Consider the following 14,383-nt stretch of genomic DNA (forward strand, 5'->3'; position numbering starts at 1 on the left):
ATGGGAACCATGGCCACCGAGAAGCAGGACGAGGAACTCGCCGGCGTGCTGACCGCCGTCGGGCCGCGGCTGCGCGCCCTGCGCCAGGAGCGCGGCACCACCCTGGCCCAGCTCAGCGAAGCCACCGGGATCTCCCTCTCCACCCTGTCCCGGCTCGAATCCGGACAGCGCAGGCCCACGCTGGAGCTGCTGCTCCCGCTCGCCAAGGCGCACCGGGTGGCGCTCGACGAGCTGGTCGGCGCGCCCGAGACGGGGGATCCGCGGATCCGGCCGCGCCCCCTCGTCCGCCACGGCACCACCATCCTGCCGCTGACCCGCCACTTCGGCGGGGTGCACGCCTTCAAGCAGGTCTTCCCGGCCGTCGAAGGCACTCCGACCCCGCCGGAACTGCGCGTCCACGAGGGCTACGAGTGGCTGTACGTGCTGTCCGGACGCATCCGGCTGCTGCTGGGCGAGCACGACCTGGTCCTCGGCCCCGGGGAGGTCGCCGAGTTCGACACGCGCACCCCGCACGCCTTCTTCAACGCGGGTCCGCACGCGGCGGAATGCCTCAGCCTCTTCGGGCCGCAGGGCGAGCGGATCCACGTCCGCGCCCGGCCCACCACCTCATCGGAAGGACGCACATGAGCACCACCGGCGAGCGCCCCGAACGGGCCGCGCCGCAGCCCAACGCCGTCGTCGGCGTCGGCCTGGTCGTGGTCGGCCCGGACGGCCGGGTCCTGCTCGGCCAGGCGCACGACGGCAGCTGGGAGCTGCCCGGCGGCAAGGTGGACCCCGGGGAGGGCTTCGAGCAGGCGGCCGCGCGGGAACTCACCGAGGAGACGGACCTGCGGGCGGACCCCGAGGGGATCCGCGTGCTCTCCGTGCAGATCGACTCGAAGGCGGGCCTGACCCGGCTCACGGCGGCCGCCGTGACCACGACGGCCCAGGGCATCCCGGCCGTCACCGAGCCGCACAAGATCGCCCGCTGGGAGTGGTTCGCCCCGGACGACATCCCCAGCGCGCTCTACGCCCCCTCCGCGGGAGTGCTGCGCGTCTGGCGCCCGGACCTCACGACCCTGCCGCAGGTGCCCTCGTACGCCTACCCGACCGCGACCTGACCCGCCCCGACACCCGCCCAGACCCGGCACAGGCACCGGCACCGCCACAGGCACAGGCACAGGCACAGGCACCGGCACCGGCACCGGCACCGGCACCGGCACCCAGACGCCTGCCCCGGACATCCGCCGCAGACACCCGGCCCGACCCGACCCGGCATCAGCCGACCGACCGGCATCAGCCCGACCGGACCCCGGCATCAGCCCGACCCGACCCGGCATCAGCCCGACCCGGCCCCGGATCGCCCCGGTCCGGGCGGCCTCAGCCGGCCGCCACCACGACCGTCACCGCCGTGGCCGCCACCATCGCCGCCTGCATGTCGCGGATCGCGGCCCGCACGCTCTCGGCAGCCCATTTACCGGCGGCTATCTCCGCCATCCGCGCCGAGACCTGCCCGCGCGGCAGGTCCGGGAAGGCGAGCCGGTGCAGCTTGGCCGCGTGCAGCAGGGCCACCAGGCCCGCCGTGCGCTCGTCCGGTTCGGCGCCTTCGAGGACCACGGCGCCGAGCCGCTCCCGCAGGGCCCGCTCGACCGTGCCGTCGGCCTCCGGGTAGCGGCGGCGCGGGAACACCCCGAACACCTTGCTCTCCTCCACCGAGACCACGCCGCGCTCGCGCAGCCGCTCGACGGCGGCTCCGACCGCCTTCGCCTGGTCCTTCGTCAGCCAGTCCGTCACCCGCCGCTTGCTGCGCCCGCGCAGCCACGTCCCCATCAATCCGAGGCGGCCGTCGATCAGTTCCTCACCGGTGGGCGTGTCGTCGGACAGTTCCAGGTACTTGCCCTTCACCGTCACCCGCTCCGCCAGGACCAGTTCGAGCAGGATCCCGCCCGCCACGGCCCAGCCCACCGCCTGCCGCTGCCTCGTCGCCCCGGACTCGTCGTCCAGGGAGAGCAGCATGATCTCCTCCGCCAGCGTGACCGTCATGGCCGATACCCCCGTAGTCCGATGCCCGCGCTTCACGCGCTCCCCGAATTCGCCCCGTACCCCGAACGGAAGGACGCACGGCCGCCCCCGGAAGTTCCCGCCCCCGCCACACCCCTGCCCGCCGCCCGGCCTCCCCTACGCCACCGCCCTCGGCGCGAAGTTGCCCTCGCGCAGGTCCTCCGCCAGCAGCCGCTTCGCGATCGCGTCCGCCGCCACCCGCAGCTCCGCGCTCCGCGGCCGGCCCCGGTCCTTCTCCAGCTGGTCCCCGAGCCAGTCCGCCCACGCCGCCGAGATGACGTCGGCCTCCCGCTGTCCGCCCGGCGTGAGCGCGAAGTACGTGCCCTCGCGGCTGAGGTAGCCCTCCCCCACCATCCGGTCGAAGACCGGCAGCAGCACCTCCGGCGGCACGGAACGGCGCCCGGCGATCAGGCCGAGGCTGGCGGCGCCCACCGTCCGGGTGAGCAGTTCCACCTGCATCACGGCCCACGCGCCCGCGATGTCCAGCCGGGTGTCCGAGGCGTGCACGATCGACCGGGCCGTCTCCGGCCCCATGCTCCGTACGAGTTTGCCGACCGCCAGCTCCAGCAGCTTGGCCGAGTTCCCACTGGCCGTGGCCGGCGAGGCGAAGCCGTCGCCCATGTCCGTCGACCCGGCGCGGGCGCTGTCGCGGAGCTTGACCTCCTTCAGGAACAGCCCGACGACGAATCCGACCACCGCCACCGGCACGGTCCACAGGAACACTGTGTGCAGGGCGTGCGCGTAGGAGTCGATGATCGGCCCCGCGGCCGTCGGATCGAGCCGGTGCACGCCTTCCGGAGTCGAGATCTCCCGGGCCAGCTGCGCCGGGTCCTGCCCGGTGATCCGCGCCGACTCCGCGATCCCCGCCTTGAGCTCGGGCCCCAGGCTGTTCGCGTAGATCGTGCCGAAGACGGCCGTCCCGAAGGCGCTGCCAAGCGTGCGGAAGAAGGTGACCCCGGAGGTCGCCGTGCCGAGGTCGGCGTAGTCCACGGTGTTCTGCACGGCGATCGTCAGCACCTGCATGGACAGGCCGATGCCGGTGCCGAGCACGAACATGTACAGGGATTCCAGCAGGGTGCTGGTGCCCGGGTCCATCCGCGACAGCAGGTACAGGCCGACGCCCATGACCGCGTTGCCCACGATCGGGAAGATCCGGTACCGGCCGGTCTTGCTGGTGACGTTGCCGCTGAACACCGAGGCGATCAGCAGCCCGAAGACCATGGGCAGGGTCCGGACGCCCGAGACCGTGGCCGAGTCCCCGTCGACGTACTGGAGGTAGGTCGGCAGGAAGGTCAGCGCGCCGAGCATCGCGAAGCCGACGATGAAGCTCAGCACGGAGCACACGGAGAAGACCGGGTTCCGGAAGAGCCGCATCGGCAGCATCGGCTCCGCCGCCCGCGTCTCGGCGAGGCAGAACAGGACCAGGGCGACGGCGCCGCCCGCGAACAGGCCGATGATCGTGACCGAGTTCCACGCGTACTCGTTGCCGCCCCAGCTGGTGGCCAGGATCAGGGCGCTCGATCCGACCGCGACCAGGGCGATGCCCAGGTAGTCGATGACCGGTTTGCCCTCGGCCCGTACGGCGGGGATCGTCCGGGCGGCCGCGATGACGACGAGGATCGCGATCGGGACGTTGACGTAGAAGCACCACCGCCAGGTCAGCTGGTCGGTGAAGAACCCGCCGAGCAGCGGTCCGATGACGGTGGCGACGCCGAAGACGGCGCCGATCATGCCCTGGTACTTGCCGCGTTCGCGCAGCGGCACCACGTCCGCGATCAGCGCCATCGCGGTGACCATCAGACCGCCGGCCCCGACGCCCTGGACGCCGCGCCACAGGATCAGGAACGTCATGTTGGGGGACAGACCGCACAGGAAGGAGCCGCTGATGAAGACGACGGCGGAGATCTGGAAGATCAGTTTCCGGCCGAAGAGGTCACCGAACTTGCCGACCAGTACCGTCGCCACGGTCTCCGCGAGCAGGTAGGAGGTCACCACCCACGACATGTGGTCGCCGCCGCCGAGGTCCCCCACGATCGTGGGCAGGGCGGTGCCGACGATCGTCTGGTCGAGCGCGGCCAGCAGGACGCCCAGCATGATCGTGCCGAAGACGATGTTGCGCCGCCGCCGGTCGAGCACGGGGGGCGCGGCGGCCGTGGCGGGGGCAGTGGTCACCCTCGCACTCTCACAGCGTCCCCGCCCCGCCGCATGCGGCATGGGCCGTACGGGCGACCGCGCCGGCCACGACGCGAAGGCCCGGGCGGCGAAGTACCGCGCGAAGGACCGCGGGAAGGGCCGCGGGAAGGGCCGCGAAGGACTGCGGGAAGGGCCGCGGAAGCCCCCGCGAAGCCCCGCCTCAACGCCCGCGCGAAGCCCCGCCGGAACGCCCCCGCGAAGCCCCCCGCGCCGGGTGTCAGCGCAGGTAGGCCAGGCCCGGATGCTCGGACGCGTACCCGTCGAGCAGCCGTCGGGCCACCCCCACCGAGTCCACCAGCGGGTGCAGCGCGAAGGCCTTCACCGCGGCCGCCCGCGAGCCGCTCGCCGCGGCCTCCAGGACCTCCCGCTCGACCGCCTTGACGGCCGTCACCAGCCCCACCGCGTGCAGCGGCAGCGGGGCGACGCCCACCGGGTGGGCGCCGTTGGCGTCGACGAGGCAGGGCACCTCGATGACGGCTTCCGCGTCGAGGACGGCCAGGGTCTGACCGTTGCGCACGTTGAGGATCAGCGTGGCCCGCTCGTCCCGGGCGATGGCCCGCATCAGCGCGAGCGCCACCTTCTCGTAGCCGCCGGACTCCAGGTCGCTCCCGTCGCGCTCGCCGGCCCCCGCCGCCTCGCGGTTCTCGGCCATGTACGTGGCCTCGCGCTCGGCCCGGGTCCGGTCCCAGGCGGCCAGCGCCGCCCCGGCCGGCAGCCCGGACCGGCCCGCCTCGGCGTAGAACCCGCGCTGCTGGTCGCGCAGGAAGGCGCCGCGCGTCTGCTTGGCCTCCTGGTAGGCCCGTACGGTGTCACGGTTGAAGTAGTAGTAGTGCAGGTACTCGTTCGGGATCGCACCGAGCGAGCGCAGCCACTCGGCGCCGAAGAGCCGGCCCTCCTCGAACGACTCCAGCGCCTCGGTGTCGGCCAGTAGCCGCGGCAGTTCGTCGCGGCCGCCGACGCGCAGCCCGCGCACCCAGCCCAAGTGGTTGAGGCCGACGTAGTCGATCCAGGCGTCCTGCGGCCGGGCGCCCAGCAGCCCGGCGATGCGCCGGCCCAGCCCCACGGGCGAGTCGCAGATGCCGATCACGCGCGCGCCGAGCTCCTCGGCCATCGCCTCGGTCACCAGCCCGGCCGGATTGGTGAAGTTGATGACCCAGGCGTCGGGAGCGGCGCGGGCGATCCTGCGCGCGAGCTCCCGGGCCACCGGCACGGTGCGCAGCCCGTACGCGATCCCGCCCGCGCCCACCGTCTCCTGGCCCAGCACGCCCTGGGCCAGGGCGATCCGCTCGTCGGCGGCCCGCCCGTCGAGCCCGCCGACCCGGATGGCCGAGAACACGAAGGCGGCCCCGCGCAGGGCCTCGTCGAGGTCGCCGGTGGCCGTGACGGCCGGGGCGTCGGGCACCCCGGCGGCGGCCGCCTGGTCCGCGAGCACCCGGGCCATGGCGCCGAGCCGCGCCGGATCCTCGTCGTACAGGGTCACTTCGGTCACCCGGCCCTCGGCGCGGTCGCCGAGGAGTGCTCCGTAGACGAGGGGAACCCGGAAACCGCCCCCGCCGAGGATCGCCAGCCGCACGCCCTTACCGCCCTTCACCGCCACCAGTGCCACGATCGGTGACACGGGACCGTGACGGCATCCGTGGCACGCGACCTACGGGGCACAGTCTCCCCCGGCCGCTCACTCCCCCAGCGACGGCACGGCGCGCAGCCGGGCGCCCTGTTGCTGGGCGGGCCCGCCGCCCCGGACCGGGCCGGCCGGCGCGCCCTGCGGAGCCGAGAGGATCAGGGTGATCCGGGTCAGCCCCATCGCGTCCAGCATGCGGCTGGTCTCGGCCACCATGCGGCAGCGCACGATGCCCCGCCGCGGGTCGGGGTGGCGCACGGTGCGCACCGCCCCGTCCTGTTCGGCCGCCTCGGCTCCGCGCATGCTCAGCCAGTGCGGCACCCCGTAGCGGTAGGCCGCCTCCATGAAGGGGTCGCGGGCCACCTCCTGGCGGATGCTGCGCAGTCCCTCGTCCTCCGGGGCCGCGGCGAGCGCGGTGGCGAACTGGGCCAGCAGCGGTACGCACCAGGCCGGTTCGTGGTCCTCCAGCACGGCGGCGGCGTCCGGATGGAAGAGCACGAAGCGCAGGAAGTTGTCGTCGGGCAGGGCCGTGGGGTGCGGCCGCACCGTCTGGAAGAGCTGGTCGAAGGCCGAGTTGGTGAGCGCGACGTCCCAGCGGTGGTCCACCAGGAAGCTCGGGTAGGGGACGGCTTCCATGAGGGCCGCGTAGTCGCACAGGTAGTCGCGCTGCGCGGGGTCCTCGGGCAGCCGGTTCTCCTCGGCCGCCCGCCAGGTGGGCGGGGGGTCGCGGTCGACCATGACGCGGAAGAGCCAGAAGCACTGTCTCTCGCTCATCTCCAACGCCTCTGCCAGGGCCAGCAGTTTGCGGTCCGTCCACTCCTTGACCAGGCCGCGTTCCCAATTGCCGTACGCGCGCACGCTGATGCGCAGCCGAGCCGCGAGGTCCTCCTGGCTCAGCCCCAGTTCCTCGCGGCGCTGGCGCAAAATCTCCTTGCGTCGCTCCGACCGCACGGCGCCGCGTGCGGACTCCTCGCCCGCCAGGCGCTCCTCACCGGCTCGGGCGAGGCCATCGGCCGGGCCCACCGCTGCGAGATGTGGCACCGAGAGCTCCCCCTCCTCACGGTCTGGATCTTCATTTCCGTGTGGCGATCCTGCTACCGACTTCATTCGAGTGTCAACTATTGTGGCAATTCCAGCCTCTTGACAGCTCATTCCCGCCACAGCTGTGGCACGTTCTAGCCCTTCGGTGCGATAGCGGCTAGATTCCAGAAGCCGACCATGTGCCCGTACCGACTTCGTGCGAACTAGGAGAACCCCTGGTGACAGACGGCTTCCCGGCTCCCGTCGCGGTGGCCCACGCACCCCTGGCAGCCACCGTCACGCGCGTCGCCGAACTCGCGGGCAAGCTGGGCCGCGACCTGAACCAGGTCTTTGACCTGCGGCGCCTCTCGGAGGCGTCCGGCGTACCCACGGACGTGGTCAGGATCCTGCTCGACGGCAGGCCCGCCGGCGAACCCGATCTCCAGACCCGCTTCCTCCAGCGCCTCGACCTGCTGCGGCGCACCCGGGTCAAACCCAACGGCCGCCGCTACACGCAGCAGGAGATCGCGGACGGCGCCGGGATGTCCCGGCAGCAGGCCGGAGCCCTGATCAACGGCGACCGCCGCCCCACCATGGAGCACTGTGACGCGATCCAGCGCTTCTTCGGGGTGCACGCCGGCTTCCTCACCGCCCACGACGCGGACGCCCTCACCGACGCGCTCCAGCGCACCGAGCAACAGCTGCTCCAGGACTTCGCGGGCCGTGCGCGCGAAACCGTACCGGCCGCGGCCGCTTCGGCAGGCGATCCGCTGGCAAGACTCCTCCAGAACCACGGTGTGCGGGGCATCGCCTGGAGAGCCGCCCAACTGCCCAGCGACAAGCACCGGGACAAGGTGACCGAATGGCTGGACATGCTCCTCGAAAGCGTCAAACCGAACGAGTCCTGACCCAGTCGAACATCTGGGTCTGATCCTTGAGTCCTGATCCGGATCCGCGCCGACGGGGAGAACGGTGAGCATAGGCAGAGAGCAGCGGCGGTTGTGCGGGGAGCTGGTGGCCGGGATCCGGCTGACCGCCCCCGTGGAACCCGTGGACCTCTACGCCGCCCTCTGCGAGGGCATGAGCAGACACCGCGGCCGCCGGGTGGATTTCCGGATGGCCTCGTTCCCGCCGGGGACGGCCAGCGGTCTGTGGCTCGACATGGCGGACCGCGATCTCGTGGTCATCGAGGAACGCACGGCACCCGACCACCAGCTGGTGATCCTGGGCCACGAGTTGTGGCACATGAAAGCCGGCCACTGCAGCCATCACGTCGACGGCGCCGCCGTCGCCGCCCGGCTGCTGTCCGACGAGGCCGACATCGGCGAGACCGTCCGCCGCGTCGCCGCGCGCACGCGTGCCGACGTACGGGAGGAGACCGAGGCCGAGACCTTCGGCTTACTGCTGGGGAGCCGGTGTCGGACTTGGCTCGCCGGGTCGGCGAGCCACCGGGCCCCGGCACAGCGCGACCATTTGGCGGGCCGGATCGAGGCCGCGCTGGGCTACCGGGGGCACAGGAACGATCGTTGAACGGCCAGGACTACTACATACCGGCAGCCGCGATGGCGGTCTCGCTCGCCTTCAAACTGCCGGCCCTGCGCCACAACTGGCGCGATCCGCTCCTCCGGTCGGTCTGCGCGCTGCTGATGCTGGCCGGCGCCGTGTTCGCCTTCGCCGCCCCGCCCACCATCGCGGCGGTCAACCGCTGGACCGGGGTGCCCAACGTCTCCGCCCCGCTGGTGTACTGCCTGATCACCGCCTTCAGCGCGTCCTGCCTGGTCCTGGTCGTCAACTGGCGGGGCGGGCCGCCCGAGGAGACCCGCCGCGTCTCGCAGCGCTGGATCCTCGGCTACAGCCTGGTGATCGTGGCCCTGGTCGTGCTCTTCGCCCTGGGCGAGGCCCCCGAGGAGCGGCTGCGCGACCTGGACACCCACTACGCGAACACCCCGTACATCCGCGAGATGATCGCCCTCTACCTCGTGGCGCACAACGTGGCCGCGGTGGTGATGGTGGCCATGTGCTGGCGCTGGTCCCTCCAGGTGCGCGGCTGGCTACGGGTCGGCCTGATGATCATCGTCGCGGGCTACATGTTCAACCTCAGCTACGACGCCACCAAGATGACCGCGGTGATCGCCCGCTGGACCGGCCACGACCTCGACTTCCTCAGCACCCTCGTCGCCCCGCCGCTGGCCTCCGTCGGAGCCCTGATCAGCGCGATCGGCTTCGTGCTCCCGCTCGTCTGCCAGCGCATGTCGGACAACTGGGAGACGTGGGCGACGTACCGCAAGCTCGGTTCGCTGTGGCAGGAGGTGCAGATCTCCGCACCCGCCGGCACCCCGTCCGTGCAGATGGCCTGGTGGTCCGCGGCCGAGCTGCGCGTGATCCAGCGCGAGTCGGACATCCACGACGGATTCCTGCACCTGGGCCCCTACTTCGACCGGGCCCTGCGCGACCGGGCGTACGAGCGGGCCCTCGCGGAGGGGGCGGACGAGGCGGCCGCCCGCGCGGTCGCCGACGCGGCCATGGTCGCGGCCGCCGTTCAGGCCCGGTCGGCGGACCCCGAGGGCATGGTCATCGGCGCCGGCGAGGAGACCGTGCTCGACACCGCGGACGGGCCGCGCGACCTGCTGCGGATCTCCCACGCCCTGCGGCATTCGCCGGTGGTGCAGGCGGTCCGGCAGCAGGCCGCGCTGTCCGGGAGCGGCCGCGCCTGAGCCGCGGAGGCCGCAGGCTCAGCGGGCGGCGGCCACCGCCGTCGCCGGGAACAGGTCCTGGAACGGCCCCGCGGAGTCGGTCCCGTCCCGCCCGTAGGGCGCGTCGAAGCTCCACACCATGAACAGCAGGAACACGATCAGGGCGCTGAACAGCCCGGCCAGCAGCAGCTCCCGCCCCGACCGGCGGATCTGCAGGGTGAAGATCAGCCCGACCGTGACCACCCCGCCGACCAGCAGCCCGAACCACACCACGCTCGGCAGCGTGGACTCCGAGCTCTGGGTGCGCGAGTGGCGGGCGTCGTCGGCGGCGGCGATGTGGTCCAGCAGCGGCTGGTAGGCCTGCGCCTGGAGTTCGGTGGCGGGGCTCTGGTGGGTGACGTCGCTGCGCAGCTTGCCGAGCAGCTGCGCCCCCTCGGCCGAGGCGCTCTCGCCGGAGGTCAGCAGCGGCCAGTCCACGGCGACCGTGTGGGAGACGTACGCGTCCACCTCGCCGCGGATCCGGTCGCGGACGGCCGCCGGGTAGACGTCGGCGCGCTGGGTGACCTCGTACAGCGCCTGCGCCTCGCGGCGGACGCTGTCCTCGGCGGCGCCGCGCGCCTCCCAGACGCCCGCGATGGCCAGACCCAGCACGATCGCGTAGACCACGCCCACCATCATGGTCATGTACTCGATGACATCGGGGGTTTCGCTGGTGTCCTCGTCGTCGGCGGCCCGGCGGTGCCGGATCAGGGTGATGGTGAGGACGAGGGCGCAGACGAGCGCCATGGCGATGGCCAGGACCAGCCATTCGGACACGTGGGTTCTCCCGTGGTGGATCGGTGGACGGATCGGTGGGTGGATCGGTGGACGGTCGGTTGCGTGGACGCGCGGAGCGGGCGGCGGCGGTGGCTGCGGTCAGCCGCGGCCCTTGGAGCGGGGGCGCAGGGCGGCGGCCGCGAGCACGGCCGGGGTCGTGACGACGACCATCAGCATCACCGTGGACATCCCGCCGGGGCCGCGCCGCTTCAAGGCCACAGAGCGGTACGGACGCACGTGGAAGGCGCTCGCGGGCGCGGCGGCGGCCCTGGGCCGGGGCGGGGCGGGTGCGTCCGCCCGGACCGGTCCGGGACCGGACCCCGGATCCGGCGCGGGCACCGGCGGCTCCGGAAGCTCGGCCCGGGCCTCCGCGGAAGGCGCCGCGAGCCCCACCGGCCCCGTCGGCCGCGGCGCCCCCGTCGGCCGCGGGGGCGCGGTCCGGTCCGCGGCCGCGGGCGGTTCGGGGGACCGCCCCGGGTGGTGCACGGTGGGCCGCTCGGCTCCGGGCACGCCCGCCCGTACCGAGGGCGGCCGGAACACCGGCCGGCCCGGCCCGCCGCCCGGCACGCACAGGTCGACCCGGGCGCCGCGGCCGTGCCCGTCGCCCGCGACCGCCACATGGCCGTGCAGCGGGCAGAGGGCCGCCACCAGGCCCGCCCCGGCGAAGTACTGCCAAGCGGTCACCGCGTCCTCCCGATTTCCGCAGCACAGATCGGCTTCAGATGGGCCTCATGAGGTTCATGGGGCTTACGGCTGAAGAAACGATCACGGCCCTGCTTCGACACGCGGCCGACCGGACAAGATCGCCGACGGAGCGGATCGGACCGGGTTCGGCGCGTCACGTCATGAATACGACAATCCGAGCGCAGGATGCTCCCGTGGACACGGACGTCATCACCGTCGGCGCCGAGCCGACCGCCCGGGGGGCGGTGCCGGCATGAGCACCGCCCGCGAGGAGCTGTCTCCGGGAGTGCGCCGGATCGGCCTGGACACCAACGACGGCTCCCTGTCCGCCCTGCTCTGCACACCGTCCGGGGGCCCGCCGCGGGCCACGGTGGTCGCGGTGCACGGGGCGGGCATGAGCGCCGGGTACTTCGACAGCCAGGCCCTCCCCGACTTCTCCCTGCTCACCCTGGGGGCCCGCCTCGGGTACACGGTCGTGGCCGTGGACCGGCCGGGCTACGGCCGGTCGGCGGCCGCGCACCCCGAGGGCCGGACGATCGCCGAGCAGGCGGCCGCCCTCGCCGCGGCGGTCGGGGACTTCGGCGCCCGGTATCCGACCGGGGCCGGCGTCTTCCTGCTGGCCCACTCCTTCGGCGGCAAGGTCGCGCTGCTCACCGCCGCCGACCACGCCCCGCCGGACCTGCTCGGCATGGAGATCTCCGGGTGCGGCCACCGCTACGCGCCGGACGCCTTCTCCGGAACGGGCGCCTCCAGGGGCGGCCGGCGCAGCTGGGGGCCGCTGCGCCTCTACCCGCCCAGCACCTTCACCACCTGCGCCTCGATCGTGGCCCCCGTCCCGCCCCGGGAACAGGCGGACATCGTCCGCTGGCCCGAGGTCTTCCGGGCCGCCGCGGGCCGCGTCCGCGTGCCCGTGCGGTTCACCTTCGCCGAGCACGAGCCGTGGTGGCGGTTCGACCGGGACGCGCTCGCCGAGCTGAGGTCGCGGCTCACCGCAGCCCCCCGGGTGCACATCGACCGGCAGCCGGAGGCCGGCCACAACATCAGCCTCGGCTACGCGGCCCGCGCCTACCACCTGCGCTGCCTGGGCTTCTTCGAGGACTGCCTCGTGCGGGGCGCGGTCACCTACCCGCCGCTGGACTCCGACGGCGATCAGGAGCTGAAGGCCGTCACCGCCTGACCCGGCTCACCCGTCCGGCTCCGTCCGCCACGGCACCGCCGCCCGCCCCGCCCCATGATCGGAGCACCAGCAGGAGGGACGGTGGCGGATGGAACGGGACGGCCGAACCAGCCCGGCGGGCCCGGCGAACCCGGCCGGCCGGAACGGCTCGGACGGCCGGGCCCGCCCGGACGGCCTGGAGCACCGGGCCGACGCCCTGATGGACGGGCTGCGGTCGGATCTGCAGCGGCTGGCGGCCATCCCGTCGGTCGCCTTTCCGGGATTCCCGCCCGGCCCGGACGCGCCCACCGTCCTGCTCTACGGGCACTACGACGTCCAGTCGGCCGGCGACGAGGCCCTGTGGCTCTCCCCGCCCTTCCGCGCGACCCCGGTGCCCGGCGGCGGGCTGCGGGCCCGCGGCATCGCCGATGACAAGTCGAACGTGATCGCCCACCTCGGCGCGCTGGTGCACCACCTGCGCGCGCAGCGCCCCTTCGGGATCCCGCTCACCGTCACCCCGGGCGACACCGGCCCCGGCTTCGAGGCGCGCACGGCCGGAGCCCCCCGGTGACGACCGCGCCCCCGGTGCCCGCGCCCGAGGCCGAACCGCCCGCGCCGCCCCGCAAGTTCGCGTTCCCCAGCGCGCTGACGATCCTGGCGATCGTCACGGTGGCGGTGTGGCTGCTGGCCTTCCTCGTCCCGGCGGGCCAGTACGACCGCGACGCCGGCGGCGCCCCCGTCTCCGGCACCTACCACCGGGTCGACGACACGCAGAGCTTCACGCAGCGGCTGAACGACCTCTTCCTCTCCCCCGTCAACGGTCTGTACGGCATCCAGGACGCCAAGACGGGCGAGGTCGGCCCGAGCTTCGCCGGCGAGCTGTACGGCAGCGCGGGCGTCTTCCTCTTCGTCCTCGCGATCGGCTCGTTCATCACCGTGGTCTTCGCCACCGGCGCCCTGGACCGCGGCATCGCCCGGCTCGCGCACCGGCTGCGCGACCGCGGGGCGCTGCTGATCGCCGCCGTGATGCTGGTGTTCTCCGTCCTCGGCACGGTGGAGGGCTTCGCCGAGGAGACCCTGGGCTTCTACGGCCTGCTGGTGCCGATGATGCTGGCCCTCGGCTACGACCGGCTGGTGGCCGTCGGCGCCTCGATCCTGGGTGCGGGCATCGGCGTGCTGTGCTCCACCGTGAACCCGTTCGCGACCGGCGTGGCCTCCTCGGCCGCCGACATCTCGCTGGGCGACGGCATCGTGCTGCGGTTCGCGATGTGGGTGGTGCTGACGGCGGTGACGATCCTCTACGTCGTCCGGTACGCGAGGCGGGTCCAGCGCGATCCGGCCAAGTCCCTGTGCGGCTTCCTGCCGGGCGACCGCGAGCAGAAGGCCACCGGAGCCGACGAGGTGGAACCGGAGCTGACCCGTCTGCACCGGACCGTGCTGGTCCTGCTCGTCCTGGTCTTCACCTTCATGATCTTCTCGGTGGTCCCCTGGTCCGGCGCGCTGACCGGCGAGGCGGACGCGGCCCCGTACTCCTGGGAGCTGGACTGGTCCTTCCCGCAGCTCTCCGCGCTCTTCCTGTGCGCGGCGGTGCTGGTGGGGCTGGTGGCACGGATGGGAGAGGCGAAGCTCAGCTCCACGATCATCCAGGGCGCCGCGGACTTCATCTCGCCGGCCCTGGTCATCATGCTGGCCCGCGGGGTCACCGTCATCATGAACAACTCGAAGATCACCGACACCGTGCTCCACTCCATCGAGGGCGTGGTCCAGGGCACCTCGTCCGGGGTCTTCGCGGTGATCGTCTTCGTGGTCAACCTCCCGCTGGCCTTCCTGATCCCCTCCACCTCCGGCCACGCCACCCTCGCCATGCCGATCCTGGCCCCGCTCGCGGACTTCGCGGGAGTCTCGCGCGCGGTGGTGGTCACGGCCTGGCAGTCGGCCAGCGGCTGGATGAACCTGTGGGTGCCCACGACGGCCGTGACGATCGGCGGTGTGGCGCTGGCCAAGGTCGGCTACGACACGTACCTGCGCTTCGTCTGGCCGCTGCTGGCCATCCTCTTCGTGCTGATCTGCGGCTTCCTGGTGCTGGGCGCGGCGATGTGAGCCCGGGTGCGCCGGAGGGGCGCGACCACGGCTGGTCGCGCCCCTCCGGTCGGACGGTCG

At 73.2% G+C, this 14,383-nt stretch carries 14 protein-coding genes; 8 read left to right on the plus strand and 6 right to left on the minus strand.

Annotated features, from left to right (window positions below):
* Positions 1-9 precede the first annotated feature (9 nt).
* Together ACFWP3_RS22655 and ACFWP3_RS22660 are read left to right on the plus strand one after the other, a co-directional pair.
* Positions 10-627, plus strand: coding sequence for a helix-turn-helix domain-containing protein (locus ACFWP3_RS22655; protein ID WP_384223931.1), 618 nt, complete (start codon positions 10-12; stop codon positions 625-627).
* The gene (locus ACFWP3_RS22660) at positions 624-1,100 is read left to right on the plus strand and encodes an NUDIX hydrolase (protein WP_384223933.1); all 477 of its coding nucleotides are present in this window, start codon (positions 624-626) and stop codon (positions 1,098-1,100) included. The genes ACFWP3_RS22655 and ACFWP3_RS22660 overlap by 4 nt, the downstream gene beginning before the upstream one ends.
* Before the next feature lie 259 nt (positions 1,101-1,359).
* Here ACFWP3_RS22660 and ACFWP3_RS22665 read toward each other — a convergent pair whose 3' ends face one another.
* The 4 genes from ACFWP3_RS22665 to ACFWP3_RS22680 all read right to left on the minus strand — a co-directional run bounded on the left by ACFWP3_RS22665 (position 1,360) and on the right by ACFWP3_RS22680 (position 6,895).
* Positions 1,360-2,022, minus strand: coding sequence for a GPP34 family phosphoprotein (locus ACFWP3_RS22665; RefSeq protein ID WP_384223936.1), 663 nt, complete (start codon positions 2,020-2,022; stop codon positions 1,360-1,362).
* A gap of 135 nt (positions 2,023-2,157) precedes the next feature.
* Positions 2,158-4,134, minus strand: coding sequence for an MDR family MFS transporter (locus ACFWP3_RS22670; RefSeq protein WP_384224021.1), 1,977 nt, complete (start codon positions 4,132-4,134; stop codon positions 2,158-2,160).
* Positions 4,135-4,450: 316 nt separating this feature from the next.
* Entirely contained in the window at positions 4,451-5,806 is a 1,356-nt protein-coding gene (locus ACFWP3_RS22675) for a 6-phospho-beta-glucosidase (protein WP_384224024.1), read from the minus strand.
* A gap of 102 nt (positions 5,807-5,908) precedes the next feature.
* Entirely contained in the window at positions 5,909-6,895 is a 987-nt protein-coding gene (locus ACFWP3_RS22680) for a helix-turn-helix domain-containing protein (protein WP_384223938.1), read from the minus strand.
* A gap of 218 nt (positions 6,896-7,113) precedes the next feature.
* On the opposite strand from ACFWP3_RS22680, the gene ACFWP3_RS22685 reads away from it, so the two are divergent.
* The 3 genes from ACFWP3_RS22685 to ACFWP3_RS22695 all read left to right on the plus strand — a co-directional run bounded on the left by ACFWP3_RS22685 (position 7,114) and on the right by ACFWP3_RS22695 (position 9,588).
* A complete protein-coding gene (locus tag ACFWP3_RS22685) occupies positions 7,114-7,782 on the plus strand; it encodes a helix-turn-helix domain-containing protein (RefSeq protein ID WP_384223941.1) in 669 nt (222 codons plus the stop codon).
* Between the two features lie 64 nt (positions 7,783-7,846).
* Positions 7,847-8,404, plus strand: a complete 558-nt coding sequence (locus tag ACFWP3_RS22690) for a toxin-antitoxin system, toxin component (RefSeq protein WP_328928674.1) — start codon at positions 7,847-7,849, stop codon at positions 8,402-8,404.
* Positions 8,401-9,588, plus strand: a complete 1,188-nt coding sequence (locus ACFWP3_RS22695; RefSeq protein ID WP_384223943.1) for an MAB_1171c family putative transporter — start codon at positions 8,401-8,403, stop codon at positions 9,586-9,588. The genes ACFWP3_RS22690 and ACFWP3_RS22695 overlap by 4 nt, the downstream gene beginning before the upstream one ends.
* An 18-nt stretch (positions 9,589-9,606) precedes the next feature.
* Here ACFWP3_RS22695 and ACFWP3_RS22700 read toward each other — a convergent pair whose 3' ends face one another.
* Positions 9,607-10,383, minus strand: coding sequence for a hypothetical protein (locus ACFWP3_RS22700; protein WP_384223945.1), 777 nt, complete (start codon positions 10,381-10,383; stop codon positions 9,607-9,609).
* A gap of 99 nt (positions 10,384-10,482) precedes the next feature.
* Positions 10,483-11,067 (minus strand): hypothetical protein, encoded by a 585-nt coding sequence (locus ACFWP3_RS22705; protein WP_384223948.1) that lies wholly within the window; start codon positions 11,065-11,067, stop codon positions 10,483-10,485.
* Between the two features lie 253 nt (positions 11,068-11,320).
* On the opposite strand from ACFWP3_RS22705, the gene ACFWP3_RS22710 reads away from it, so the two are divergent.
* The 3 genes from ACFWP3_RS22710 (at position 11,321) to ACFWP3_RS22720 (ending at position 14,323) form a co-directional block, all read left to right on the plus strand.
* Positions 11,321-12,244 (plus strand): alpha/beta hydrolase, encoded by a 924-nt coding sequence (locus ACFWP3_RS22710; protein ID WP_384223951.1) that lies wholly within the window; start codon positions 11,321-11,323, stop codon positions 12,242-12,244.
* Between the two features lie 88 nt (positions 12,245-12,332).
* Entirely contained in the window at positions 12,333-12,794 is a 462-nt protein-coding gene (locus tag ACFWP3_RS22715; protein ID WP_384223953.1) for a M20/M25/M40 family metallo-hydrolase, read from the plus strand.
* Positions 12,791-14,323, plus strand: a complete 1,533-nt coding sequence (locus tag ACFWP3_RS22720; RefSeq protein WP_384223956.1) for a YfcC family protein — start codon at positions 12,791-12,793, stop codon at positions 14,321-14,323. The genes ACFWP3_RS22715 and ACFWP3_RS22720 overlap by 4 nt, the downstream gene beginning before the upstream one ends.
* The last annotated feature ends 60 nt before the right edge of the window (positions 14,324-14,383 follow it).

It is taken from the genome of Streptomyces sp. NPDC058525, from assembly GCF_042719495.1.
Taxonomy (GTDB): domain Bacteria; phylum Actinomycetota; class Actinomycetes; order Streptomycetales; family Streptomycetaceae; genus Streptomyces.